This window comes from Streptomyces sp. NPDC058198 (assembly GCF_042882605.1).
Lineage (GTDB): Bacteria > Actinomycetota > Actinomycetes > Streptomycetales > Streptomycetaceae > Streptomyces.
Genome location: NZ_JBHVVP010000010.1, coordinates 72,229 through 93,018, shown reverse-complemented (window position 1 = coordinate 93,018; position 20,790 = coordinate 72,229). Strand labels below are relative to the sequence as shown.

General features: G+C 72.0%; 18 protein-coding genes. 6 read left to right on the top strand and 12 right to left on the bottom strand.

Annotated elements, in window-relative coordinates:
• Nucleotides 1–9 precede the first annotated feature (9 nt).
• Together ACFVWW_RS26950 and ACFVWW_RS26945 are read left to right on the top strand one after the other, a co-directional pair.
• Nucleotides 10–1,437, top strand: a complete 1,428-nt coding sequence (locus ACFVWW_RS26950) for an FAD-dependent oxidoreductase (protein ID WP_386878086.1) — start codon at nt 10–12, stop codon at nt 1,435–1,437.
• Nucleotides 1,434–2,816, top strand: a complete 1,383-nt coding sequence (locus ACFVWW_RS26945; protein ID WP_386878085.1) for an NAD(P)/FAD-dependent oxidoreductase — start codon at nt 1,434–1,436, stop codon at nt 2,814–2,816. Before ACFVWW_RS26950 ends, ACFVWW_RS26945 begins: the two co-directional genes overlap by 4 nt.
• A 255-nt stretch (nt 2,817–3,071) precedes the next feature.
• Here ACFVWW_RS26945 and ACFVWW_RS26940 read toward each other — a convergent pair whose 3' ends face one another.
• The 5 genes from ACFVWW_RS26940 to ACFVWW_RS26920 are packed head-to-tail and all read right to left on the bottom strand — an operon-like array spanning nt 3,072 to nt 9,565.
• Nucleotides 3,072–4,538: a mucin-5B gene (locus ACFVWW_RS26940; RefSeq protein WP_384192430.1), complete on the bottom strand. Its 1,467-nt coding sequence runs from the start codon at nt 4,536–4,538 to the stop codon at nt 3,072–3,074.
• Complete coding sequence (locus tag ACFVWW_RS26935; protein ID WP_384330738.1) at nt 4,538–5,506, bottom strand: substrate-binding domain-containing protein; 969 nt, start codon at nt 5,504–5,506, stop codon at nt 4,538–4,540. Before ACFVWW_RS26935 ends, ACFVWW_RS26940 begins: the two co-directional genes overlap by 1 nt.
• Before the next feature lie 2 nt (nt 5,507–5,508).
• On the bottom strand, nt 5,509–6,621 hold the full coding sequence (locus ACFVWW_RS26930) for an ABC transporter permease (RefSeq protein WP_386878084.1): 1,113 nt from the start codon (nt 6,619–6,621) through the stop codon (nt 5,509–5,511).
• Nucleotides 6,618–8,165, bottom strand: coding sequence for a sugar ABC transporter ATP-binding protein (locus ACFVWW_RS26925; protein WP_384330732.1), 1,548 nt, complete (start codon nt 8,163–8,165; stop codon nt 6,618–6,620). The genes ACFVWW_RS26930 and ACFVWW_RS26925 overlap by 4 nt, the downstream gene beginning before the upstream one ends.
• A complete protein-coding gene (locus tag ACFVWW_RS26920; RefSeq protein WP_386878083.1) occupies nt 8,162–9,565 on the bottom strand; it encodes an aldehyde dehydrogenase family protein in 1,404 nt (467 codons plus the stop codon). Before ACFVWW_RS26920 ends, ACFVWW_RS26925 begins: the two co-directional genes overlap by 4 nt.
• Before the next feature lie 407 nt (nt 9,566–9,972).
• Between ACFVWW_RS26920 and ACFVWW_RS26915 the strand changes: the two genes are divergently transcribed.
• Nucleotides 9,973–11,715 (top strand): TIGR03767 family metallophosphoesterase, encoded by a 1,743-nt coding sequence (locus tag ACFVWW_RS26915; protein ID WP_386878082.1) that lies wholly within the window; start codon nt 9,973–9,975, stop codon nt 11,713–11,715.
• 13 nt (nt 11,716–11,728) lie between these two features.
• Here the strand turns inward: ACFVWW_RS26915 and ACFVWW_RS26910 are convergent, their stop codons facing one another.
• Together ACFVWW_RS26910 and ACFVWW_RS26905 are read right to left on the bottom strand one after the other, a co-directional pair.
• Nucleotides 11,729–12,313 (bottom strand): TetR family transcriptional regulator, encoded by a 585-nt coding sequence (locus ACFVWW_RS26910; RefSeq protein WP_384330723.1) that lies wholly within the window; start codon nt 12,311–12,313, stop codon nt 11,729–11,731.
• A complete protein-coding gene (locus ACFVWW_RS26905) occupies nt 12,310–13,770 on the bottom strand; it encodes an MFS transporter (RefSeq protein WP_386878081.1) in 1,461 nt (486 codons plus the stop codon). The genes ACFVWW_RS26910 and ACFVWW_RS26905 overlap by 4 nt, the downstream gene beginning before the upstream one ends.
• A gap of 230 nt (nt 13,771–14,000) precedes the next feature.
• Here ACFVWW_RS26905 and ACFVWW_RS26900 point away from each other — a divergent pair, with 230 nt between their 5' ends.
• On the top strand, nt 14,001–15,257 hold the full coding sequence (locus ACFVWW_RS26900) for a DUF4032 domain-containing protein (protein WP_384192912.1): 1,257 nt from the start codon (nt 14,001–14,003) through the stop codon (nt 15,255–15,257).
• Between the two features lie 58 nt (nt 15,258–15,315).
• Here the strand turns inward: ACFVWW_RS26900 and ACFVWW_RS26895 are convergent, their stop codons facing one another.
• Genes ACFVWW_RS26895 through ACFVWW_RS26885 form a run of 3 tightly spaced genes read right to left on the bottom strand, consistent with a single transcriptional unit; the run spans nt 15,316 to nt 17,949 of the window.
• Nucleotides 15,316–16,332: an NAD(P)/FAD-dependent oxidoreductase gene (locus ACFVWW_RS26895; RefSeq protein ID WP_386878080.1), complete on the bottom strand. Its 1,017-nt coding sequence runs from the start codon at nt 16,330–16,332 to the stop codon at nt 15,316–15,318.
• Complete coding sequence (locus ACFVWW_RS26890; RefSeq protein ID WP_384330714.1) at nt 16,329–16,880, bottom strand: isoprenylcysteine carboxyl methyltransferase family protein; 552 nt, start codon at nt 16,878–16,880, stop codon at nt 16,329–16,331. Before ACFVWW_RS26890 ends, ACFVWW_RS26895 begins: the two co-directional genes overlap by 4 nt.
• A gap of 16 nt (nt 16,881–16,896) precedes the next feature.
• Nucleotides 16,897–17,949, bottom strand: coding sequence for a type III polyketide synthase (locus tag ACFVWW_RS26885; RefSeq protein ID WP_384192918.1), 1,053 nt, complete (start codon nt 17,947–17,949; stop codon nt 16,897–16,899).
• A gap of 188 nt (nt 17,950–18,137) precedes the next feature.
• On the opposite strand from ACFVWW_RS26885, the gene ACFVWW_RS26880 reads away from it, so the two are divergent.
• The gene (locus ACFVWW_RS26880; RefSeq protein ID WP_386878079.1) at nt 18,138–19,001 is read left to right on the top strand and encodes a UbiA family prenyltransferase; all 864 of its coding nucleotides are present in this window, start codon (nt 18,138–18,140) and stop codon (nt 18,999–19,001) included.
• Nucleotides 19,002–19,119: 118 nt separating this feature from the next.
• Nucleotides 19,120–19,296, top strand: a complete 177-nt coding sequence (locus tag ACFVWW_RS26875) for a hypothetical protein (RefSeq protein WP_384192922.1) — start codon at nt 19,120–19,122, stop codon at nt 19,294–19,296.
• Nucleotides 19,297–19,302: 6 nt separating this feature from the next.
• Here ACFVWW_RS26875 and ACFVWW_RS26870 read toward each other — a convergent pair whose 3' ends face one another.
• Both ACFVWW_RS26870 and ACFVWW_RS26865 read right to left on the bottom strand, forming a co-directional pair.
• Nucleotides 19,303–20,013, bottom strand: a complete 711-nt coding sequence (locus ACFVWW_RS26870) for a dienelactone hydrolase family protein (RefSeq protein ID WP_384330708.1) — start codon at nt 20,011–20,013, stop codon at nt 19,303–19,305.
• Nucleotides 20,014–20,101: 88 nt separating this feature from the next.
• Nucleotides 20,102–20,743 (bottom strand): alpha/beta hydrolase, encoded by a 642-nt coding sequence (locus tag ACFVWW_RS26865; RefSeq protein ID WP_384330705.1) that lies wholly within the window; start codon nt 20,741–20,743, stop codon nt 20,102–20,104.
• Nucleotides 20,744–20,790: the final 47 nt, after the last annotated feature.

Below are 20,790 nucleotides of genomic sequence, written 5' to 3'. Positions count from 1 at the left end.
TGGAGCACGATGACTGTCACGACCGCGGGAGATCTGCCGGACGAGGTGTACGACGTCGTCGTCATCGGCGCGGGGGTGGTCGGTACGGCCATCGCGCGCGAACTGACCCGGTATCCGCTGCGTATCGCGGTGGCCGAGGCCTCGGGCGATGTCGGCGACGGTACGTCGAAGGCCAACACGGCGATTCTGCACACCGGTTTCGATGCCGTGCCGGGGTCGCTGGAGTCCCGGCTCGTGCGCGAGGGACAGCGGCGGCTGGCCGACTACGCCGAGGAGACCGGTATCCCGGTCGAGCCGCTCGGCGCGCTGCTCGTGGCCTGGGACGACGAGCAACTGGCCGCGCTGCCCAAGCTGGTGGAGAAGGCCGAGCGCAATGGCTACCACGAGACGCGGATCATCGGCGCGGAGGAGCTGTACTCCCGCGAGCCGCGCCTCGGTCCCGGCGCGCTCGGCGCGCTCGAGGTGCCCGGCGAGAGCGTCATCTGCCCATGGACGACGACGCTCGCGTACGCCACACAGGCCGTCAGGGGCGGCGCCGATCTGCATCTCAACTGCCGGGTGGAGAACGCCGTGAGCGGCTCTCCCCATCACCTCACCACCGTGCGTGGACCGTTGCGCACGCACACGCTCATCAACGCCGCCGGTCTCTACGCCGACGAGATCGACCGGTGGCTCGGCCACGCCGACTTCACCGTGACGCCCCGGCGCGGTCAGCTCATGGTCTTCGACAAGCTCGCCCGCGAGCTGGTCCGGCACATTCTGCTGCCGGTGCCCACCGCGGTCGGCAAGGGGGTGCTGGTGGCACCGACGGTGTACGGCAATGTGATGCTCGGCCCGACCGCCGAGGACCTGGACGACAGAACGGCCACCGGCTCCTCCGCGCGGGGGCTGGCCTTCCTTCGGGAAAAGGGCGGACGGATCATGCCGGAGCTGCTCGACGAGGAGGTCACCGCCGTCTACGCCGGGCTGCGCGCCGCCACCGAGGAGGACGACTACCGGATTCGCGCTCATACCGGCCAGCGGTACGTCACGGTGGGCGGCATCCGCTCGACGGGGCTGACCGCGTCGATGGCCATCGCCGCCCATGTCGTGGAACTGCTGGCCGAGGCGGGCCAGGAGCTGGGAGCGCCGGGTGACCTCGAACCCGTACGGATGCCGAACCTCGGCGAGGCGTTCCCGCGCCCCTACGAACGCGCCGATCTGATCGCCGCCGACCCGGAGTACGGCAGGATCGTCTGCCATTGTGAACGGGTCTCCCGAGGGGAGATCCGCGACGCCCTCGCCAGTACCGTGCCGCCCGCCTCGCTCGAAGGGCTGCGGCGGCGTACCCGCGCGCGGGGCGGCCGGTGCCAGGGCTTCTACTGCGGCCCCGCCGTGCGCGCCCTGTTCGCGCCCGACGGCGGCGACCCACCCCTGCGGCCGGAGGTCGGACCATGAGCGCGACGACGAGCCGGGACGGACTGCCCGTCCCGGATCCCGACCGGCGCGAGCGTACGGTCGATGTGCTGGTGATCGGCGCGGGCCCGGCCGGTCTGGCGGCGGCCGCCCGGCTGGCCGCCGCCGGCGCGGGGACGGTCGAGGTCGTCGAGCGAGAGGAGCAGGCCGGGGGCATTCCACGCCACTGCTACCACTCCGGTTTCGGGCTGCGTGACCTGCGACGCCCCATGAGTGGCCCGGCGTACGCCCGGCACTGGTGCGATCTGGCGACCGGAGCGGGCGCGGCCGTGCGCACCGGTGTCTCCGTCACCGGCTGGGCGGACCCGCCCACCCGTGGCCCCGGCCGTCCCGGGGCGTGGGGGGCCGCTGCGCGGGGCCCGTTCGCACCGGGACACCCGGGGCCGGGTGTCCCGGGCCCGCTCGCCGTGGACACCACCAGCCCGGAGGGGCTGGAACGCCTCACGGCCGGGGCGGTCGTGCTCGCCACCGGCGCCCGCGAACGCCCGCGCGCCGCACGGCTGGTGCCGGGAACCCGGCCGGCCGGGGTGTTCACCACCGGCGAGCTGCAGCAGGCCGTCCATCTGCACCATCAGCGGGTCGGCCTGCGGGCCGTCGTGGTCGGCGCGGAACCCGTCAGCTACTCCGCGGCGCGCACCCTGCGCAACGCGGGAGTCGAGGTCGTCGCGATGGTCACCGACCAGCCGCGCCACCAGTCGTCCTGGGCATCGGGGGCCGGCGCCCGGCTGCGGCAGCGGATCCCGCTGCTCACCGGGACGACCGTGACAGAACTGCTCGGCCGTGGCCGGCTCTCCGGTGTCGCGCTCCGCCGCGGCGACGGCAGGACGACGACCGTCCCCTGCGACACGGTCGTGTTCACCGGTGACTGGATCCCCGACCACGAACTGGTCAGGCTGGGCGGGATCGCCCTCGACCGGGGCACCCGGGGCCCGGCGGTCGACACCGCGTTCCGTACGGCCGCGCCCGGGGTCTTCGCGGTCGGCAACCTGCTGCACGCCGTCGAACCCGCGGGCACCGCCGCCAGGGAGGGCCGGCTCGTCGCGGGGCCGGTGCTCCGCTATCTGGCGGACGGGGGGTGGCCGGGCGGCCAGGTACCGGTGGAGGTCGACGCGCCCCTGCGATGGGTCGCGCCGAACCGCATCGACCCGCGCGGCCCACGCCCACCCCTGGGCCGGTTCACGCTGCGCACGGCACGCCCGGCCGGCCGGTCATCGGTCCTGGTCGTCAGCCAGGACGGACGGCTACTGCACCGGCAGCCACTGCGCCGGGGAGCGGTACCGAACCGACCGCTGTACGCCGCAGCCGACTGGATCGACCGAGCCGACCCCGGCGGAGGCCCGGTCGTGATCACCCTGTCGTGATCCTGGCAGGGCGTGATCCTGGTCGTGCCTGATCCTGTTCGTACGTGATCCTGGTCGTGCCTGATCCTGTTCGTACGTGATCCTGGTCGTGCGTGATCCTGGCCGCGATCACCGTCGGCTGAACGAAGGCGGCCCCACCGGCGGAGGGGGGTGTGCCGGTGGGGCCGGGGAGCTCGGGCGGCTGAGGGGGAAGGCCGCGAGCTCGGGTCGAAGATGCGCCTTCCCCCGTCCCCGCGACCTATGCGACCTGGCGCGCTACTTCTTGGTCGCGGGCACGAACAGCTTGATGTCCGTCAGGCTCGCGCTCCCCTCGTACACATTGGTGTACAGGTCTCCGATCACGAAGGAGTCCGGGTACGCGGAGCCCGCCGGCCACTGGTCGGGCCAGGTCGAGCTGCCGTTGTTGTCGTTCTGTACGAGGGCGTTGTTGAAGCGGCCGTCGTACTCGCCCGGCTTGACGTTGTAGTGCCAGATCGGCTGGTTGTTGACGACGAAGTTCCGGTGGAAGCGCAGCGTCTTCTGGCCGGCGCGGGCGAAGTTGCCGCTGGCCTCCAGCGTGTAGCCGGTGGCATCGCGCTCGATGGCGAAGACGTAGTCCTGGTTCGGCATCAGCTCGGGTTGCAGCTCCGCCGCCGAGGACAGCTGCTGCTCGGCGACCCCGCCGGAGCAACTGGTCATGAACCACTGGGAGTTGCCCGCCAGGCCGCCCTTGCCCGGCGTCCAGTTCGGCAGTCCGCTGATCCACATGTTGACGGTGTTGAAGCTGCTGTCCTTGTAGTCGTAGTACGTGTTGCCGTTGGAGTTGCAGACCCGGCCGCCCGTACCGGTGCCGACCCGGTCGGGGTGCTGGGCGAAGGAGTCCATCAGCACCTTGCGGCGGTAGTGCCAGAAGTGGTTGTTGCGCGGGGCGGGGTTCGCGAAGTCGACGATCGAGAGATAGTGGAAGCCGTTGTAGCCGTAGTTGCCCTCGCGTACGTCCTGCCATTCGCAGTACGGCGCCGCCGCGTCACCCTCCCATCCCGGGCTGTTGGAGCCCTCGCCCCACGGGTGCTGCGTCTTGCAGCCGTCCTTGCTGTAGCCGTTGGTCCGGTTGTCGTAGTCGATCGTGCCGTTGCGCTTGCCGCCGAAGTCGATGGTCTTGAGGCGGTATTCGATGCGGTACTGGTCGGGGAGCTGCCCGGTGGGGCGGAAGATGGCGCCGCCGGTGTGGTCGGGGACCTTCAGCTGGGCGACGGTCTTGCCGCCCGCCGTGCCGTTGGTGATGGACGGCGGCTTCTCGATCCGGCCGTCCTTGTTCCAGTCGCGCGCGGACAGCGAGGCGGTGAGCCAGCCGCCGTCACCGACCTTGAACTCTTTGCGGTAGGTGGCGAAGGAGTCGAACGCCGTGTCCCAGGCGCTCCCGTAGTCGTTGCGGTACCACTTCCCGTTGTCGTCCATGATCGTGTCGAACGGCTGGTTGTACGTCTCCCGAGTCCAGGCGGCGTGGCCCGGGTCGAGCGTCCTGGAGAAGTCCTCGGAGTGCAGCAGGCGCCAGGCCGCCTTCGGGTTCTTGTCCTTCGCCGGCTGCCCGGCGCTCTGCCCGGCGGCCTCCGTGTCCGGGGCGGCGGACGCCGTGCCGAGGGTCAGCGGCAGGACGAGTGCGCCGCAGACGAGGCCCGCCAGCGCGTAGTGGTGATTTCTCCGCGGCCGCACATGGGTGCGGCCCGTGGGGGTGCGGTTCATCAGAAGATGCCCTTCGGGTCGTAGTACTTCTCCGCGTTCTCCTTGGTGACACGTGGTGAGGGGACGACCGTGTCCTTCTCGGTCTTCTTGCCGTCGAGGATGTCCACGGTCCTGTCCAGCCCGAGGCTGCCGATCACATCGGCGTCGTTCAGGCCGGTGACCAGGTAATTGGTTCCGTCGAGGATGGCCTTGAGCGCTTCGGCCTGCCCGTCGACGCCCGCCAGCACGATCTTGTCGTCGCGGCCCGCGTCCTTGATCGCGCGCTGGGCGCCCAGGCACATGGCGTCGTTCTCGCAGAAGACGGCGTCGATGTCGGCGTGCGAGGCGAGCAGGCTCTCCATCACGTTCAGTCCGCCGTCGGAGCTCCAGTTGCCGAAGTCGGGGGCCTCGACGAGCGTGATGCCGGGGGCGTTCTCCAGGGCCGCCTTCACCCCGTTCGTACGGGCCTGGCCGATGCTGTTGTCGGCAGGGCCGCCCTTGACCAGCGCCACCGTGCCGCCCTGGGGCAGCCGCCCCACCAGGTACTCGCCGTTCTGCTTGCCGATCGCCTCGTTGTCGGGGCCGATCCAGCTGCTGTACGTACCCGTGCGGAACTTACGGTCGACCAGCACCGCCGGCTTGCCGGCCGCCTTGAGGGAGTTGAGGACCGCGGGCGCGGACTCCAGCGGGCCGCCGGAGATGATCACGGCGTCGACGTCCTTGCTCAGCAGGTCCTCGACGTTGGAGGCGAGCTTGGCGGCGTCGCCGCCCGCGTCCGTGCTGACGGTCTCGACGCCCTTCTCCTTCGCCCGCGCCTTGATGGCCCGGTCCATGCCGTTGAAGTAGGGCCCGCTGAGGGTGAAGTTGGCGATGCCGACGGTGTACGAACCGTCTCCCGCACCTCCGCCACCGCTGCCGCCGTCGGAGGAGCAGCCGGCCAGGGCCGCGGCGAGGGCTCCGGTCACCAGCACACCGGATACTCTTTTCATGATCATGACAACTTGACCTTTCCGGGGTTCGACGCGCCGATGGCCGTACGGAACCGGCCGGTGCGCTGGACGAGGATGACGGCGACGATGATCAGGCCCTTGAGCACCTGCTGCCAGAAGCTCTGGACGTCGTACAGGTTCAGCAGGTTGTTGATCAGGGCGAGTACGAGAACGCCGGCGAAGGTGGCCCGTACCGACCCCTTGCCGCCCGCCAGACTGGCCCCGCCGATCACACAGGCGGCGATGGCGTCGAGTTCGAAGGCGGTGCCGACGCTGGGCTGGGCGATACCGACCCGGCTGGCGAGGATGACACCCGCGAGACCCGCGCAGGCGCCGCTGATCGCATAGGCGAGCACGATATGGCGGCGGACCCCGATACCGGCCAGCCGCACGGTCTCCGCGCTGCCGCCGATCGCCACCAGCGACCGTCCCGCCGGGGTGCGGCTGAGGAAGATCCCGCCGGCCAGGAAGACCGCCAGCATGATCAAGGTGGAGACGGGCAGCGGGCCGAGCACCGCGGAGCCGAGTTCGAAGAAGCCTTCCTTCTCGGGCGCGACGGGTGTCTCGGAGTAGACGAAGGCGAGCCCCCGGATGGTGGTGAGCGCGGCCAGGGTCACCACGAACGGCGCCAGCTGGAAGCGTGCCACCAGCGCCCCGTTGACCAGGCCGAACCCCACCCCGGACGCCAGGCCGATCAGCATGGCGAGCGGCACGGGCAGCCCCGCGGACAGACCGGCGGCCACGATGCCGGAGAAGGCGACCACCGAGCCGACGGAGAGGTCGATGCCGCCGGTGAGGATCACGGTGAGCATCCCGAAGGCCAGCAGACCCGTGGTGACCATCTGTTTGAGCAGATTGGTGATGTTGCCTTCGGTGAGGAAGGCGTCCGTGGTCGATCCGGCGATCACTATGAAGGCGATGAGCAGCGCGGCGAGCCCGGCCTCCAGGGTGAGATCACGGCCGGCCACGGTCAGCCGGGGCAGCCGCCGGCCGGCGGGAGCGGTCTCGGCGGATCCGGTCCCGGCGGATGAGGTCCCGGCCGGTCCGGGCTCAGTCGTTGCGGGCTCAGTGGTTCCGGGCTCAGTGGTTCCGGCTTTGGTGAGCGGGTCGGTCATGCGGCGTGTCCGATCGCGTGGGCGAGGACGGTGTCCTCGGTCGTACGGTCCGAGGGGAGGTCGGCGGCGATCCGGCCCTCGTGCATCACCAGCACCCGGTCGGTGGCGCCCAGTACCTCGGTGAGGTCGGAGGAGATGAGCAGCACGGCCAGGCCGCCGCGGGCGAGTTCGTCGAGCATCCGGTAGATCTCGGCGCGGGTGGCCATGTCCACCCCCCGGGTGGGCTCGTCCAGGAGCAGCACGCGCGGCCCGGTGAGCAGCCATTTGGCGAGCACGGCCTTCTGCTGGTTGCCGCCGCTGAGGGCGCGTACGGGAAGCTTCGCCGCGTGCGCGGGGCGGATGTCCAACTGCTCGGCCATCGCGGTGACATCACGCCGGCGCCGGCCCGTGTCCAGCAGGGGGCCGCGGGTGGTGGTACGGAGCGTGGTGAGGCCGATGTTCTCCGCGGTGGTCAGTCCGAGCACCAGTCCGGTGCGCTTGCGGTCCTCGGTGACCAGAGCGAGTCCGGCGGCGATGGCCTCGCGCGGGGTGCGGAAACGCTCGGCGTCGCCGCCGGCCGTTCTGACGCTTCCCGAGCGCGCGGGCTCGGCGCCGAAGACACAGCGCGCCAGCTCGCTGCGGCCCGAGCCGACCAGTCCGAACAGGCCGGTGATCTCCCCGGCCCGCAGGGTGAAGGAGACGTCCCTGAACTCCCCGGGGCGGTCCAGCCCCTCGACGGTGAGCAGCGGCTCGCCGGGGTCCTGGCGGCGGCCGGGGTAGAGCTGGCCCGGCCGTCTGCCCGCCATCAGCCGGATGAGTTCGTTCTCGTCGGTGCGCTCGGGCGTGGTCTCGGCGACCACCCGACCGTCCTTGATCACCACGATCGAGGTGGCCAGTTCCGTGACCTCGGCGAGGCGGTGCGAGACGTACACGATGAGCACACCGCGCTCCTGGAGCCTGCGGATGAGCGCGAACAGCGCCTCCAGATCGCTCCCGGCGAGCACCGCGGAGGGCTCGTCGAGGACCAGGACCCTCGGCTCGCCGCCCTCGGTCACCAGCGCCTTGGCGATCTCGGCCATCTGCTGCCTGGCCACGGTGAGCCGGCCCGCCTTCGTCCGCGGGTCGATGGCGCCGTAACCGATGGATTCCAGCAGGTCGCGGGCGCGGGCATGGGCGGCCCGCCAGTCGATCAGGCCGCCGAACCGCCGTGGGAAGTGGCCCATGAGGAGGTTCTCGGTGACCGACAGCTCGGGTACGAGGGTCAGTTCCTGGTGGACGGTACGGATGCCATGGACATGGGCGTCGTGCGGTGAGCGCAGCTCGACGCGCTCACCGTCGATCCTCAGCTCCCCGGCGCTCATGTGCTCGGCGCCGGCCAGGATCTTGATCAGCGTGGACTTGCCCGCCCCGTTGGCGCCCACCACGGCGAGCACCTCTCCGGCCCGGCCGGTCAGATCCACGCCGTGCAGTACCTCGGTGGAGCCGTACGCCTTACGCACCCCGCGTATCTCCAGGGCCGTGCGGTCCGTGCGGGCCGTGCGGTCGGTCCGGGTTGCGCTGCTCACCCGAAGGCCTCCATCACCACGATGGTCTTCTGCCGGGTGAACTCCAGGGCCGTGTCGTGCAGGCCCTCGGCGGAGCCGCCGGTGTCCTTCGGCCCGCCGAAGGGCAGGTTCTCGGCGCGCAGGGCGGTGGAGCCGTTGATGATCACACCGCCGACCTCGAGGCGGCCCGCGAGGGTGAAGGCGCGCTGGATGTCGCGGGTGAAGACGGCCGCCTGCAGTCCGTACGGGGACGCGTTGGCCATCCGTACGGCGTCCAGCGGATCGCTGAACCGGGCGACGGGCGCGACGGGGCCGAAGATCTCCTCGGCGAGCGCCGGGCTGTCCGCAGGTACGTCGACGAGGACGGCGGGGTCGCTGAAGGCGCCGCGCCGCGCTCCCCCGGCCGCCTTGCGCGCGCCGTCGGCGACCAGGGCGGCGACCGCCGCCTCGACGCGCTCGGCCGCCTCCTCGCTGATCAGCGGACCCACGTCGGTGCCGTCGGCCAGCTGGTCGCCCACGGTGAGCTTGGCGGCGCCCGCCAGCAGGGCGTCCACAAAGGCGTCGTGCACGCCGTCCTGGACGTACACCCGCTTCACCGCGCAGCAGATCTGGCCGTTGCCGCGCGCGAGCCGGCCGAGGACGACGGCGTTGGCGGCCTCCTCCACATCGGCGTCGTCGCAGACGATCAGCGCGTCATTGCCGCCGAGTTCGAGGTGGACCTTCTTCAAGGTGTCGGCGGCGCGGCGGGCGATCTCGCGTCCGGCGAGGGTGCTGCCGGTGAGACTGACGGCGGCGGCCCCGGGACGGGTGGCGAGCTCCTGGGAGATGTGCACGCCGCCGGTGAGCAACTGGTGGGCGCCGTCCGGGAGTCCGGCCCGCGCGACGAGTTCACCGATCCGCACCAGGGCGAGCGGGCAGCGCGCGGGCGGGTGGACCAGGACGGCGTTGCCCGCGGCGAGCGCGGCGGCGGCCTTGTGGGCGTACAGCTCGACCGGGTAGTTGAAGGGCACCAGCGCGGCGACCGGGCCCAGCGGCTCCCGGACGGTGACGGCGAGGTGGCGCTCCAGGCCGGGCACGGCGCCGAGCGGGATCTGCCGGCCGAACAGCCGGGTCGCCTCGCCGGCGAACCCGCGGAAGATCCGTACGGCGGCCTTGACCTCCTCGACCGTCTGGAAGAGGGGCTTGCCGTTCTCGGCCGCGAGCAGCCGGGCCAGGCCGTCGCTCTCGGCCTCGATCACGTCGGCCACGCGTAACAGCAGGTGGGCGCGTTCATGGGCGGGCAGCGCGGCCATGGCGCGCTGCCCGTGTGCGGCGGCGGCGAGGGCGCCGGCTATGCGGTCGGAGGTGAAGTCCTCGACCTCACCGAGACGTTCGCCTGTTCCGGGGTTGTGGACGGACAGCGGTGCGGTACGGGTCGACATGCGTCGCTCTCCCTGTACTGGCCTTGGCAGAGGCGGTCAGCTCTGCGGAAAGTCGCTGCGATGCTGGCGCACCGTCCGCAATTCGTCAACACATCTAACAAAACCCCGGACCATGTGGCGCAAGGTCATCGGCCATGTATCGGGACGGGCAAGCGCACGGGTGGACGGACGCGTGGGACGGGTGGGGCGTCTTCCCGCGAGGGTGAACGGTGAGTGACCACCTCCGGTCGCGCGGACGAGGGTCCGGCGACGGTTGGCCGTCGCGAGTGATCCCTGTGTGGTGATCGGTGTTGGCCGTTGGAACGTCGTTCACGCGCAGGCCACGCCCGGTGCCGACCATCGAAGTGCAGCCAGGGGGCCGTCCCCAGGCGCGCTCGCTGATGCGCTCGCACTCGGGAGACCGGACCATGACACGCATACGCTCCGCAGTCACCGCTGTCGATCGCCGCTCCTTCCTCACCGCGACCGGAGCGGTCGGCGTTTCGGCCGGAATCGGGCTGGCGCTCGGCGCGGGCGGCGGTTCCGGACAGGCCGCCGCCGCTCCCGGGAGGCCCGCCGCGCCCACGGCGCCGGACCCCCGCACCCCGGCCTCCCCCACGCCCACCCGCGCCGTGCCCGCCCGTACGACGCTGGAGTCGGTCGCCGCGCCGCGCGACACCTCGGCGGCCTTCCGGCGGCTCGGTGACGGCCCCGGCTGGCGCAGGGTCGTACGGGAACGGCTCGCGGCCCCCCGGGTCGGGCGCGCCGACCGGCGTACCGTACTCAGCTCCTTCGTCCAGCTCACGGATCTGCATCTGGTGGATGTCCAGCACCCGGTGCGCACCGAGTATCTGCGCTCTCAGCAGCTCTCGGGGTGGCGTCCGCAGGAGGCCCTCACGGTGCCGGGCGCGGTGGCGCTCATCGAGCAGATCAACGCCCTGACGGCGGGGCCCGCGACCGGGGCTCCGCTGTCCTTCGCCGTGACGACCGGCGACAACACCGACAACAACTCCCGGGCGGAACTGGACTGGTTCCTCACCGTGATGAGCGGCGGCCGCATCACCCCCAACACCGGCGACCACCGGCAGTACGAGGGCGTGCAGAACTCCGGCGAGCGGCTGTTCTGGCACCCGGAGGACGCCCGCCGCGACACCGACAAGCAGCTCGGCTACCCCCGTATCGACGGATTCCTGGCCGCCGCGATCAGCTCCGTGAACAGCCCGGGGCTGCGGATCCCGTGGTACTCGACGGTCGGCAACCACGACAGCCTGGCCAGCGGCGCCCTCGCGGACCGGTCCGGTTTCCTCGCGGAATTCGCCGTCGGGGCACGGAAGTTGTACGGCGTCCCCGACGCCGAGGCCAAGAAGCTGCTGAAGATCCTGTCGAAGGGCAGCAGTCCTGCCGGCACCGAGCTGGTCGAGCTGCTGCGCCACTCGAAGCGCTCGATGCGCTCGATCACCCCCGACCCCGGCCGGGCGCCGTTCGGCCCGCGTGAGTATCTGACCGCGCACCTCGACCCCGCGCGTGCCGGAGCCGGTCCGGCCGGCCATGGCTACACGTCCGCCAATCTCGACAGCGACACGCTCTACTACACCTTCCCCATGGGGGAGAACATCACCGGCATCAGCCTCGACACCACCGACCGCGCCGGGCACTTCACCGGCTCGCTCGGCACGGCCCAGCTGAACTGGCTGAAGCGGACGCTCAAGGAACTCCGGGACGGATACGTCGTCGTCTTCAGCCACCACAACAGCTGGACGATGACCAACACCCACCCCGACCCCGCCCACCCCGGCGAGGCCCGGCACAACGGTGATGAGGTCGTCGCGCTGCTCGAGCAGCACCGCAATGTGCTGGCCTGGGTGAACGGGCACAGCCACCGCAACTCGATCCTCCCGCACGGCGGTTTCTGGGAGATCTCCACCGCTTCGCACATCGACTTCCCGCAGCTCGCCCGGGTCATCGAGATCACCGACAACGGGGACGGCACCCTGTCCCTGTTCACCACGCTGATCGAGTCCGCCGCGCCGCACCGCACCGATTTCCGAGATCTCTCGCAGACCGGTCTCGCCGCGCTCTACCGGGAGTTGTCGCACAACGCGCCGGGCTCCACCACCGCCCCGGCGGGCAAGTCGGCGGACCGCAACACCGAGTTGCTGCTGACCCGCTGACCCCGGCCGGCCGTCAGCCGGTGACCAGGCGCTGGAGCGCGGGCGCGTACAGGTCGGCCAGATGCTCCGGCGTGGCCGCCGCGCCGGCGCCCGCGCGGTGCAGGCTGAGGGTGGCGCCGAGCCCGAGGAGCTGGCCGGCGATCAGCTCGGCCCGCAGGGTGCGCTCCCGGCCGGGCAGCTGCGCGGCCAGTCGCTGGGTAACCTGCTCATGGAAGCGTTCGCGCAGCAGGGTGCGTTCGTCGTCGTTTCCCAGGGAGAAGACGACGCGCAGCAGCGGATCCCCCTGCTGCTCGCGGCGGCTGCGCACCACGGTGAGCACCAGATGCCGGCCGAGGGTGTCGAGCGGCGCGGCGAAGAGCTGATCGGACGCGGGGCCGAAGTCGGCGACGGTGTTGAACAGCTCTTCCTTCGTACCGAAGTGCTTGACGATGAGCGAGGCGCTCACGCCCGCGTCGGCGGCGATGCCCCGCATGGTCACCTCGGCATAGGGGCGGAAGGCGAACGCGCGCCGCGCGGCGCGCAGGATCGCGTCACGTCCCGTACCCGTGTCGGCGCCGGCCCCCGCGCCGGCGATCCCGTCAGTTGCCTGCCCGTTCATGCGCCCTCCTGGGCGAGCGACGTCGTCAGATCCCGCCCGACGGTACCGGTCTTCCGGGACCGCTGAGCCGGCAGACACAGCGTGACGGCCAGCGCGAGGAGCGCCGCGCCCGCCGCGATGAGGAAGACCAGCAGATAGGCGTGGAGGGTGGGCGCCGTACGTCCGCCGGCCTGGAAGGTGACCTGGGTGAGGACGGCGGCGACGGCCGCACTGCAGAAGGCCTGTCCGACCGACCGCATCAGGGTGTTGAGACCGTTGGCCGCGCCGGTCTCACTGACCGGCACCCCGCGCATCACCAGCGCCGGCAGCGCGGAGTAGGCGATGGCGGTGCCCGCGGCGACGATCGTGGCGCCGAGGATGATGGTCCAGAGCTGGTGGCTGGTGAAGAAGCGCACCACATAGCCGACGGCCAGGATGGCCGAGGCGAGCGCCAGGGCGGTCTTGGGTCCGTACGTGGCGGAGATCCTGGCGGACACCGGCGACAGCGCGACCATCGAGAGTCCGCCGGGCAGCAGGCACAGTCCGCTGACGACGATGGACGCACCGAGGCCGTAGCCGGTGCTCGTGGGTTCCTGCACCATCTGCGCGGTGGTCAGGGAGTTGGCGTAGAAGGCGAAGCCGATGAGCAGGGCGGCGATGTTCGTCAGCAGCACCGCGGGCCGCGCGGACACCCGCAGATCGACCATCGGGGTGGTGACGCGCAGCTCGTAGCGGCCCCAGACCAGTGCGATCACCACGGCGAGAACGAGAAGTCCGAGGGTACGGGGGGACGTCCAGCCCCAGTCGCCGCCCTGGGTGACCGCCAGCAGCAGACTGACCAGCGCCGCGGAGAGGCCGAGCGCACCGAGGACGTCGAAGCGGCCGCGGGTGCGCAGCGGCGACTCGGGGACGCAGAGCAGGACGAGCACGATGTCGAGCAGACCGAGCCCGGCCGAGGCCCAGAACATGGTGTGCCAGTCGAAGTGCTCGACGACCAGGGCGGCGACGGGCAGCCCGACGGCCGCGCCGATGCCCAGCGTCGAGCTCATCAACGCGATCGAGGGCAGCACGCGCTCGGGCGGCAGCTCGTCCCGCATGATGCTGATGCCCAGCGGTACGACGGCGAGCGCGGCGCCCTGGAGGGCGCGTCCGGCGATGAGCACGCCGATGTGGGAGCTGACGGCGCACAGCACGGAGCCGGCGACCAGCACCCCGAGCGAGGCGAAGAGCACCCTGCGTTTGCCGTACATGTCGCCGGCCCGCCCGAGCACGGGGGTGCAGATGGCTCCGGTGAGCAGGGTGATGGTGACCAGCCAGCTGGCGGCGGTGGGAGTGGCTCCGGTGAGGGCGGGGATATGCGGCAGGAGGGGGACGACGAGCGTCTGCATGACGGCCACGACGACACCGCAGAACGCCAGGACGGCGACGAGGAAACGGGGGTGCGGGGCCTCGGCGGGCTCGGATATCGCTCCGGACATGTCTCTCCGTACGGGGTGGGACGACAGGGTGCCGACGGGGGCGGGACTGCGGGGGTGCACAAGCGTTCACCCCAGGGTAAACGCTTGTGCACCCCTGCGGCGCACGGAGGGGGGCCGAACGTGCTCACCGCGTACCTCCCCCGGCCCCCGGTGGCACTCCCGTCACCCTGCACACTGTTCTGGGCGGTTCCGGGTCCGGTCCCCGCCCGACGACCGCCGTGGGAGGCACGATGGCGCTGCAGATCAGCGCGACCAATCCGGAGCAGCCGGCCGTGCTGCTGGATCTGCCCTGGAACGCCCCGCTCGACCAGTGGCCCGAGGAGTGTCTCGTCGCGCTCCCGCGCGGTATCTCCCGCCATGTGGTGCGCTTCGCGTCCACCGGGTCCGAGGTGGTGGCGGTCAAGGAGATAGCCGAGCGGGCCGCGGTGCGCGAGTTCGGCCTGCTGCGCGATCTGCACCGTCTCGGCATTCCCGCCGTGGATCCGGTGGCGGTGGTGACCGGGCGCGTGGACGCGGACGGCGCGCCACTGGAGTCGGCGCTGATCACGCGTCACCTCAAGGGGTCCTTGCCGTACCGCTCGATGTTCGAGTCGACGATGCGCCCCAGCACCGTCAAGCGGCTCATGGACGCGCTGGCCGTGCTGCTGGTGCGGCTCCACCTCGCCGGTTTCGCGTGGGGCGACTGCTCGCTGTCCAACGCTCTCTTCCGGCGGGACGCCGGGGCGTACGCCGCCTACCTGGTGGACGCCGAGACGGGACAGATCCAGCAGAACCTGAGCCGCGGCCAGCGCGACTACGACATCGAGCTGGCCCGGGTGAACATCGCCGGGGAGCTGATGGACCTGGAGGCGTCGGGCGCGCTGCATCCGTCCGTCGACCCGGTGCCGTTCGGCGCGGCGATCGTCCAGCGGTACGAGGACCTCTGGCACGAGCTGACGCGCGAGTCGGTGTACCCGGTGGGCAAACGGCACTACATCGACCGGCGGATCCGCCGCCTGAACGATCTGGGCTTCGATGTGGCGGAGATGCAGATCGAGCGCTCTCCGGTGGGTGACACGGTGACCTTCCTGCCGAAGGTGGTGGACGCGGGCCACCACCAGCGCCAGCTGCTGCGGCTGACCGGTCTGGACGCCGAGGAGAACCAGGCGCGGCGCCTGCTCAACGACCTGGAGAGCTGGATGGCCGGCGAGGAGGACTACGCTCCCGGCGATCCGCTGGGGGCCAGGCCCGAGGTGCTGGCGCACCGCTGGGTCCGCGATGTGTTCCGGCCGACCGTGCGGGCCGTACCGCTGGAGCTGCGCGGCGAGATGGACGCGGCGGAGATCTACCACGAGGTGCTGGAGCACCGTTGGTATCTCTCGGAGAGCGCGGGGCGTGATGTCGGCCTGGAGGCGACCATCAAGGACTACATCGCGCGGGTCCTGCCGCGGACGGCGCGGGCGATGACCCCGCCGGCGACGGACTCGGCGGCCGGCCTGTCCCCCTGATCGGCCGGGGAGAGGCCGGGCGCGGCAGTCCGGTGGCCACCTGGACCGGTACGGCCCGTCACTGCAGGGCGCGTACCGCCGCCGCGAAGACCGACGGCAGCCGGGCCGCCGCCGGGACGATCAGGCGGGCTCCCGCCGCATGGCCGCTGACCCGCAGCAGCCCTTCCGTCAGGAGCCGGTGGCGCCGGGACAGCGCGCGCCACAGGCCCTCGTAATCCTGCGGACGTCCCGCGCGCAGGCACCGTACGGCCGCCTCCGCCGACGCCAGCGCCAGTGCGATGCCCTCGCCGGTGAGCGCGTCGACATAGCCCGCCGCGTCGCCCACGAGCAGCACCCGCCCCGCGCTGCGGCGCCGCACCCGCTGCCGCAGGGGCCCTGCGCCCCGCACGGCGTTCGCGGGCGGTCCTGCCAACTGGGAGAGCAGCTCCGGGAAGCCGGCCAGATGGTCGTCGTAACCGCGCTTCGCGGTGCTCAGCACCGCCACCCCCACCAGGTCGTCGGCCACGGGCGTCACATACGCCTCGCCGGCCGACGACCAGTGCACCTCCACGAAGTCCGTCCACGGCTTCATGCGGTAGTGCCGCCGCTGGCCGTAGCGCCGGGGCCGGCGGTCGGGCAGATCCAGGCCGAGCCGGTGCCGTACGGGCGAGTGCAGCCCGTCCGCGGCCACCAGCCAGCGCGCCCGCAGCCCTCCCGCGGTCACCGAGTCCGCGCTCTGCTCGACCTCGGCGACCCGGCCGGTCACGATCTTGACGCCGGTCTCGTCGGCGCGCCGTGCCAGGGCCGCGTGCAGTTCCGTACGCCGTACCCCGAGCCCGGGGCCGTCGTCGAACGGGGCCTCGGCGCGGTGCGGTCCGCGCACATAGCGGATGCCGCGCAGCGCGTGGCCGCGCGGGAGGTCGAGGCCGAGGGCGGACAGCGCGCGCACGCCACTGGGCATCACCCCCTCGCCGCAGGCCTTGTCCACCGGGGTGGTACGCGGTTCGATCACCACTGCTTCGAGGCCGGCCAGCGTCGCGTGGACCGCGGTGGCGAGACCGGCGGGCCCGCCGCCCACGACCAGCAGGTCGATCACGGGCGGGCGCCCACGGTGTCCGTCTCGTCGCCGCCCAGGGCGAACCCCGGGGCGAGCACGCGGTTCTCGCACCGTATCCGGACGGTCAGCAGCGCCGCGTTGAGCACGGTGAACACGAGCGCGGTCAGCCAGGCGCCGTGTACGAGAGGCAGCGCGAGGCCCTCGGCCACCACCGCCACGTAGTTGGGGTGCCGCAGCAGTCGGTAGGGACCGCCCGTCACCAGCGGAAGTCCGGGCACGACCAGCACCCGGGTGTTCCAGCGCGGGCCCAGCGTGCGGATGCACCACCAGCGCAGCGCCTGCGCGGCGACGACGAGGCCGGACATCGTCCAGCCCAGCGCCGGGTCGAAGGGCCGGCCGGCCGCCCAGACCTCCGCGAGGCAGCCCAGGAGGAGCCCGGTGTGCAGGACGACCATCGCCGGATAGTGCCCCTGCCCGCGCTCGACGGCGCCGCGCTCCAGGCTCCAGCGCATATTGCGGCGGGCGACGACCAGTTCGGCGACGCGCTCCGCACCGACGGCCAGCACCAGCACGGTGTACCAGATCATGTCTCCCCGTCCCTCCCTACCAGCGGACCAGCACGAGCTCGGAGCAGAAGCCGGGCCCCATGGCGAGCAGCAGTCCCGCGGTACCGGCCGGTGGCCGGCGCTCGGCCAGGGTGTCACGCAGGACGTGCAGGACGGAGGAGGACGACAGGTTCCCCACGGCGGCCAGCGACCGCCAGGTGACATCGAGGGCTCCGTCGGGCAGTTCGAGGACCTCCTCGACGGCTTCGAGGACCTTCGGCCCGCCGGGATGGCACACCCACGCGGTGATGTCCTCGCGGGTGAGGCCGTGATCGGCGAGAAATCCGTCGACGTCCGCGCCGAGGTTCTTGCGTACGACGTCCGGAACGCTCGCGTCCAGGACGATCCGGAAGCCGGATCCGGTGATGTCCCACCCCATCACCTGCTCGGTGTCCGGGTAGAGATGGCTGCGGGTGTCGATGACGACGGGTCCGTCCGCCCCGCGCCGGGCGCCGCAGGCGACCACGGCCCCCGCGCCGTCGCCGAAGAGCGCGGTGGCGACGAGATTGGCCGCGGAGACGTCGTCGCGCTGGAAGGTGAGCGAACACAGCTCGACCGAGAGAAGGACGGCCACGTCGTCGGGCCGTCCCAGCAGATAGTCGTGTATCCGGGCGATTCCCGCCGCTCCCGCGACACAGCCCAGACCGAAGATCGGCAGTCTCTTCACGTCGGGTCGCAGGCCGAGCCGCCCCACCAGGCGCGCGTCCACGGACGGTGCGGCGATGCCGGTCACCGAGGTGAACATCAGCAGATCGACATCGCGCGGGGAGAGGCCCGCCATGTCCAGCGCTGCACCGACGGTCTCGGCGCCGAGCGGTACGGCCGCGGCGATGAAGGCGTCGTTGACCGCGCCGAAGTCCTTGAGCTCGCCGTACTGGTCGAGCGGCAGGGCCGTGTGACGCGTGGTCACCCGCGCGCCGCGGTGCAGCCGGTCGAGGACCCGTCGGTCGGCCCCCTCGGGCAGACACGTCCTGGCGACCATGTCCGTGATGTCCTGTTGGGGGTGCTGATACGGAGCCAGGGCTCCGTGGACGGCTGCGATACGTGTCATCTGCGGTCCGAGGTCGGGGGCGATTGACGTGCAATTCCTGCCCCCGCACCACCCGGCCACACACGAAGTCGCCTGTACGGCCCCGCACCGGCTGCTGTAGCGCGCCGCCGCGCCGCCCTGTTCGTCACCCGGACGGGCGCGGCCGCGACACACCGGGCCGGTGCCGGGCCGACGCCTACGATGGCCGCGTGGACGCGATCGAACGGGCAGGGACCACGGGCCGGGCGCCCGGAGGACGGCTGCGCCGGGTCGCCGCCCTGTTCGGGGCGTGTCACCCGGTCCCGACGGTCGCGGTGACGCTGCTGGTCGCCGGTCTCGCGGTGGCCGCCGGGCAGGACGGCTCCGGCTGTGTGCTGGCGACCGCCGCCGTACTGACGGGGCAGTTGTCGGTCGGCTGGAGCAACGACGCCCTCGACGCGGCGCGCGACGCCGCGGCCGGACGCGACGCCAAGCCCGTGGTGGGCGGGGCCGTGGACGCCAGGGCGGTGGGGATGGCCGCCGTGGTCGCGCTGGCCCTGTGTGTACCGCTGTCCCTCGCGTACGGGATGCTCGCCGGCGCGGTCCATCTGGTGGGCGTGGCCGCGGCGTGGACGTACAACTTCTGGCTCAAGGCGACGGTGCTGTCCTGGCTGCCGTACGCGATCGGGTTCGCGTCCCTGCCCGCCTTCGTCACGCTCGGCCTGCCGGGGCAGCCCCGGCCCGCCTGGTGGATCGTCACCGCCGCGGCGCTGGTGGGGGTCGGCGCGCATCTGGGCAATGTGCTGCCGGACATCGCGTCCGATCTGGCCGCGGGGGTACGGGGCGGCCCGCAGCGGCTGGGACCGGCCGCGGTGCGGCTGCTGCTGCCCGCCCCGCTGGTGGGGGCGACGGTCCTGCTCGTGCTCGGCCGGCCGAGCACGGCCGGCGCGGTCGTCGTCGCCGTGGCACTGGTCGCGGCGGTCGGCGGATCACTGATGGGCCGTCACCGCCCGAGGGTGCCGTTCCTGGCGGCGATCCTCGTCGCGGGCGCCGATGTCGCACTGCTGCTGTGGCAGGGCGCGGCGCTCGCCTGACCTCCCTCGAACCGGTGACGTCGCGCACGACTGATCGGGGCAGGAGGGGGCACCCGGCCGCTACGGCACGGCCACCGCGGTCAGCGGTGGCCGGCCATCGAGCACCGGGAGTGGACAGATGTTGGGCTTCGCCGCAGCAGTACTCTTCGCCATCGCGTTCATCATCAACGCCACCGAGACATCGGTCGACGCCCTTTTCGCCCCGACCAGCCTGATGCTTCTCGGACTGGCCCTGCTGGCGCTCCATGTGGCGGGCATCGGGGCCGGCTGGGCGGCGCGGGGCCGTCGCCGCTGACCGGGCCTATGCCGGGTCGGCGGGGGCGAGCTGGGTGCGCAGGAAGTCGAGCGTGCGCTCCCACGCCTGCGCGGCGGATCGCGCGTGGTACGTCTCGGGGCGGCCGTCGTTGAAGAAGGCGTGGCCCGCCCCCGGGTAGAGATGGAACGTCGGGACGATGCCGGACTGGGACTCGATCGTGGACCTGAGTTCTTCGAGGAACTCCGGCGGCAGGCTGTGGTCCTGCTCGCCGTAGTGGCCGAGGATCTCCGCCTTGAGCCGTGAGAAGTCGGGCACTCCGTCCCGGAGGACGCCGTAGAACGGGACGGCCGCGGAGACCCGCTGGTCCTTGGCCGCGAGGCCGAGGACAAATCCACCGCCCATGCAGAAGCCGACGGCGCCGACCGTGTCGCCGTCCGTCTCGGGTCGCGCGAGGAGGTAGCCGACCGCGCCCGAGAGCAGGTCGACGCCCCGCTCGGTGGGCAGTTCGGCCATCATGCGCAGCGCCTCGTCGGAGTCATGGGCGACCTGACCGCCGTAGAGGTCCGGCGCGAGCGCGACAAAGCCGGCCCGCGCGAAGCGGTCGGTGATGTCCTTGATGTGGGCGGTCAGGCCCCACCATTCCTGGATGACGATGATGCCGGGGCCGTGTCCGGCGGGCGGTACGGCGAGATAGCCGTAGGCGGTGGTCCCGGCGCTCGGGAACGAGACGTTCTGCAGGGTGGGCTCGGTGGCCATGGGGTGCTCTCCCAGCTGGTGATCGGTGACATCGAGATCGTATGAAGGCAGGGTGCCTTGAGCCCGCGCGCCCCTCCGGGCATCGGTGTCAGCCACCCGCCCCGGTGAGAAAGACCCGGATGTCGTCGAGTTCCCCGGCGCCGATCGCGTGACCCAGCGCGGGATAGGTGCGTTCGGCCAGCTCCGCGCCCGACTGTTCGCGCAGCCACGCGCCGGTACGTGTCACCAGGTCCGCCGGGATGACCGTGTCCGCGGCGTCGCGCCCCCAGAGGACCCGGACGCCGGTCAGCCGGCCCGGCTCCTCGGGCAGGCCGGCGTCCCAGGGCAGGGTGCCGGAGAGCAGGACCGCCGAGGCGAAGCGTTCCGGCTGCGCGAGCAGCAGACCGCCCGCCATCGCCATCCCGCCGGAGAAGCCGAGCAGGCTGACGGAGCTGTGGCGGGCGGCCACCGCGTCGAGCCAGCCGAAGAGCTGTCCCGAACTGGCCGCGAGGGAGGCGGCGACGGGCCGTCCGATCCCCCGGTTCTCGAACCACGCGTAGCCGCCGCCCTCCGCGATCGGAGCGCGGACGAAGGCGATGGTGGTCTCCTCGGGCAGATACGGGGTGATCTCGGAGAAGGACCGCTCGTCCGCGCCCCGGCCGTGCAGCGCCACGAGCAGCGGAGTGCCGTCGCGGCCGGCCTCCCCGCGCGACCAGTGGACGACCGGAGGGGTCTGTTCTGCGTGGGGCATGGCGGCGCTCTTCTCCCTTTGTACGGGTACGGGGCTGCGGCCGAGAG

What these genes read in the sequence shown, in the direction of transcription:
- ACFVWW_RS26945 (WP_386878085.1), top strand. Translation starts at nt 1,434, where the DNA reads ATGAGCGCGACGACGAGCCGGGACGGACTGCCCGTCCCGGATCCCGAC.
- ACFVWW_RS26865 (WP_384330705.1), bottom strand. Translation starts at nt 20,743, where the DNA reads ATGCCCCACGCAGAACAGACCCCTCCGGTCGTCCACTGGTCGCGCGGG.
- ACFVWW_RS26930 (WP_386878084.1), bottom strand. Translation starts at nt 6,621, where the DNA reads ATGACCGACCCGCTCACCAAAGCCGGAACCACTGAGCCCGGAACCACT.
- ACFVWW_RS26920 (WP_386878083.1), bottom strand. Translation starts at nt 9,565, where the DNA reads ATGTCGACCCGTACCGCACCGCTGTCCGTCCACAACCCCGGAACAGGC.
- ACFVWW_RS26885 (WP_384192918.1), bottom strand. Translation starts at nt 17,949, where the DNA reads ATGACACGTATCGCAGCCGTCCACGGAGCCCTGGCTCCGTATCAGCAC.
- ACFVWW_RS26915 (WP_386878082.1), top strand. Translation starts at nt 9,973, where the DNA reads ATGACACGCATACGCTCCGCAGTCACCGCTGTCGATCGCCGCTCCTTC.
- ACFVWW_RS26905 (WP_386878081.1), bottom strand. Translation starts at nt 13,770, where the DNA reads ATGTCCGGAGCGATATCCGAGCCCGCCGAGGCCCCGCACCCCCGTTTC.
- ACFVWW_RS26870 (WP_384330708.1), bottom strand. Translation starts at nt 20,013, where the DNA reads ATGGCCACCGAGCCCACCCTGCAGAACGTCTCGTTCCCGAGCGCCGGG.
- ACFVWW_RS26900 (WP_384192912.1), top strand. Translation starts at nt 14,001, where the DNA reads ATGGCGCTGCAGATCAGCGCGACCAATCCGGAGCAGCCGGCCGTGCTG.
- ACFVWW_RS26890 (WP_384330714.1), bottom strand. Translation starts at nt 16,880, where the DNA reads ATGATCTGGTACACCGTGCTGGTGCTGGCCGTCGGTGCGGAGCGCGTC.
- ACFVWW_RS26875 (WP_384192922.1), top strand. Translation starts at nt 19,120, where the DNA reads ATGTTGGGCTTCGCCGCAGCAGTACTCTTCGCCATCGCGTTCATCATC.
- ACFVWW_RS26910 (WP_384330723.1), bottom strand. Translation starts at nt 12,313, where the DNA reads ATGAACGGGCAGGCAACTGACGGGATCGCCGGCGCGGGGGCCGGCGCC.
- ACFVWW_RS26935 (WP_384330738.1), bottom strand. Translation starts at nt 5,506, where the DNA reads ATGAAAAGAGTATCCGGTGTGCTGGTGACCGGAGCCCTCGCCGCGGCC.
- ACFVWW_RS26950 (WP_386878086.1), top strand. Translation starts at nt 10, where the DNA reads ATGACTGTCACGACCGCGGGAGATCTGCCGGACGAGGTGTACGACGTC.
- ACFVWW_RS26940 (WP_384192430.1), bottom strand. Translation starts at nt 4,538, where the DNA reads ATGAACCGCACCCCCACGGGCCGCACCCATGTGCGGCCGCGGAGAAAT.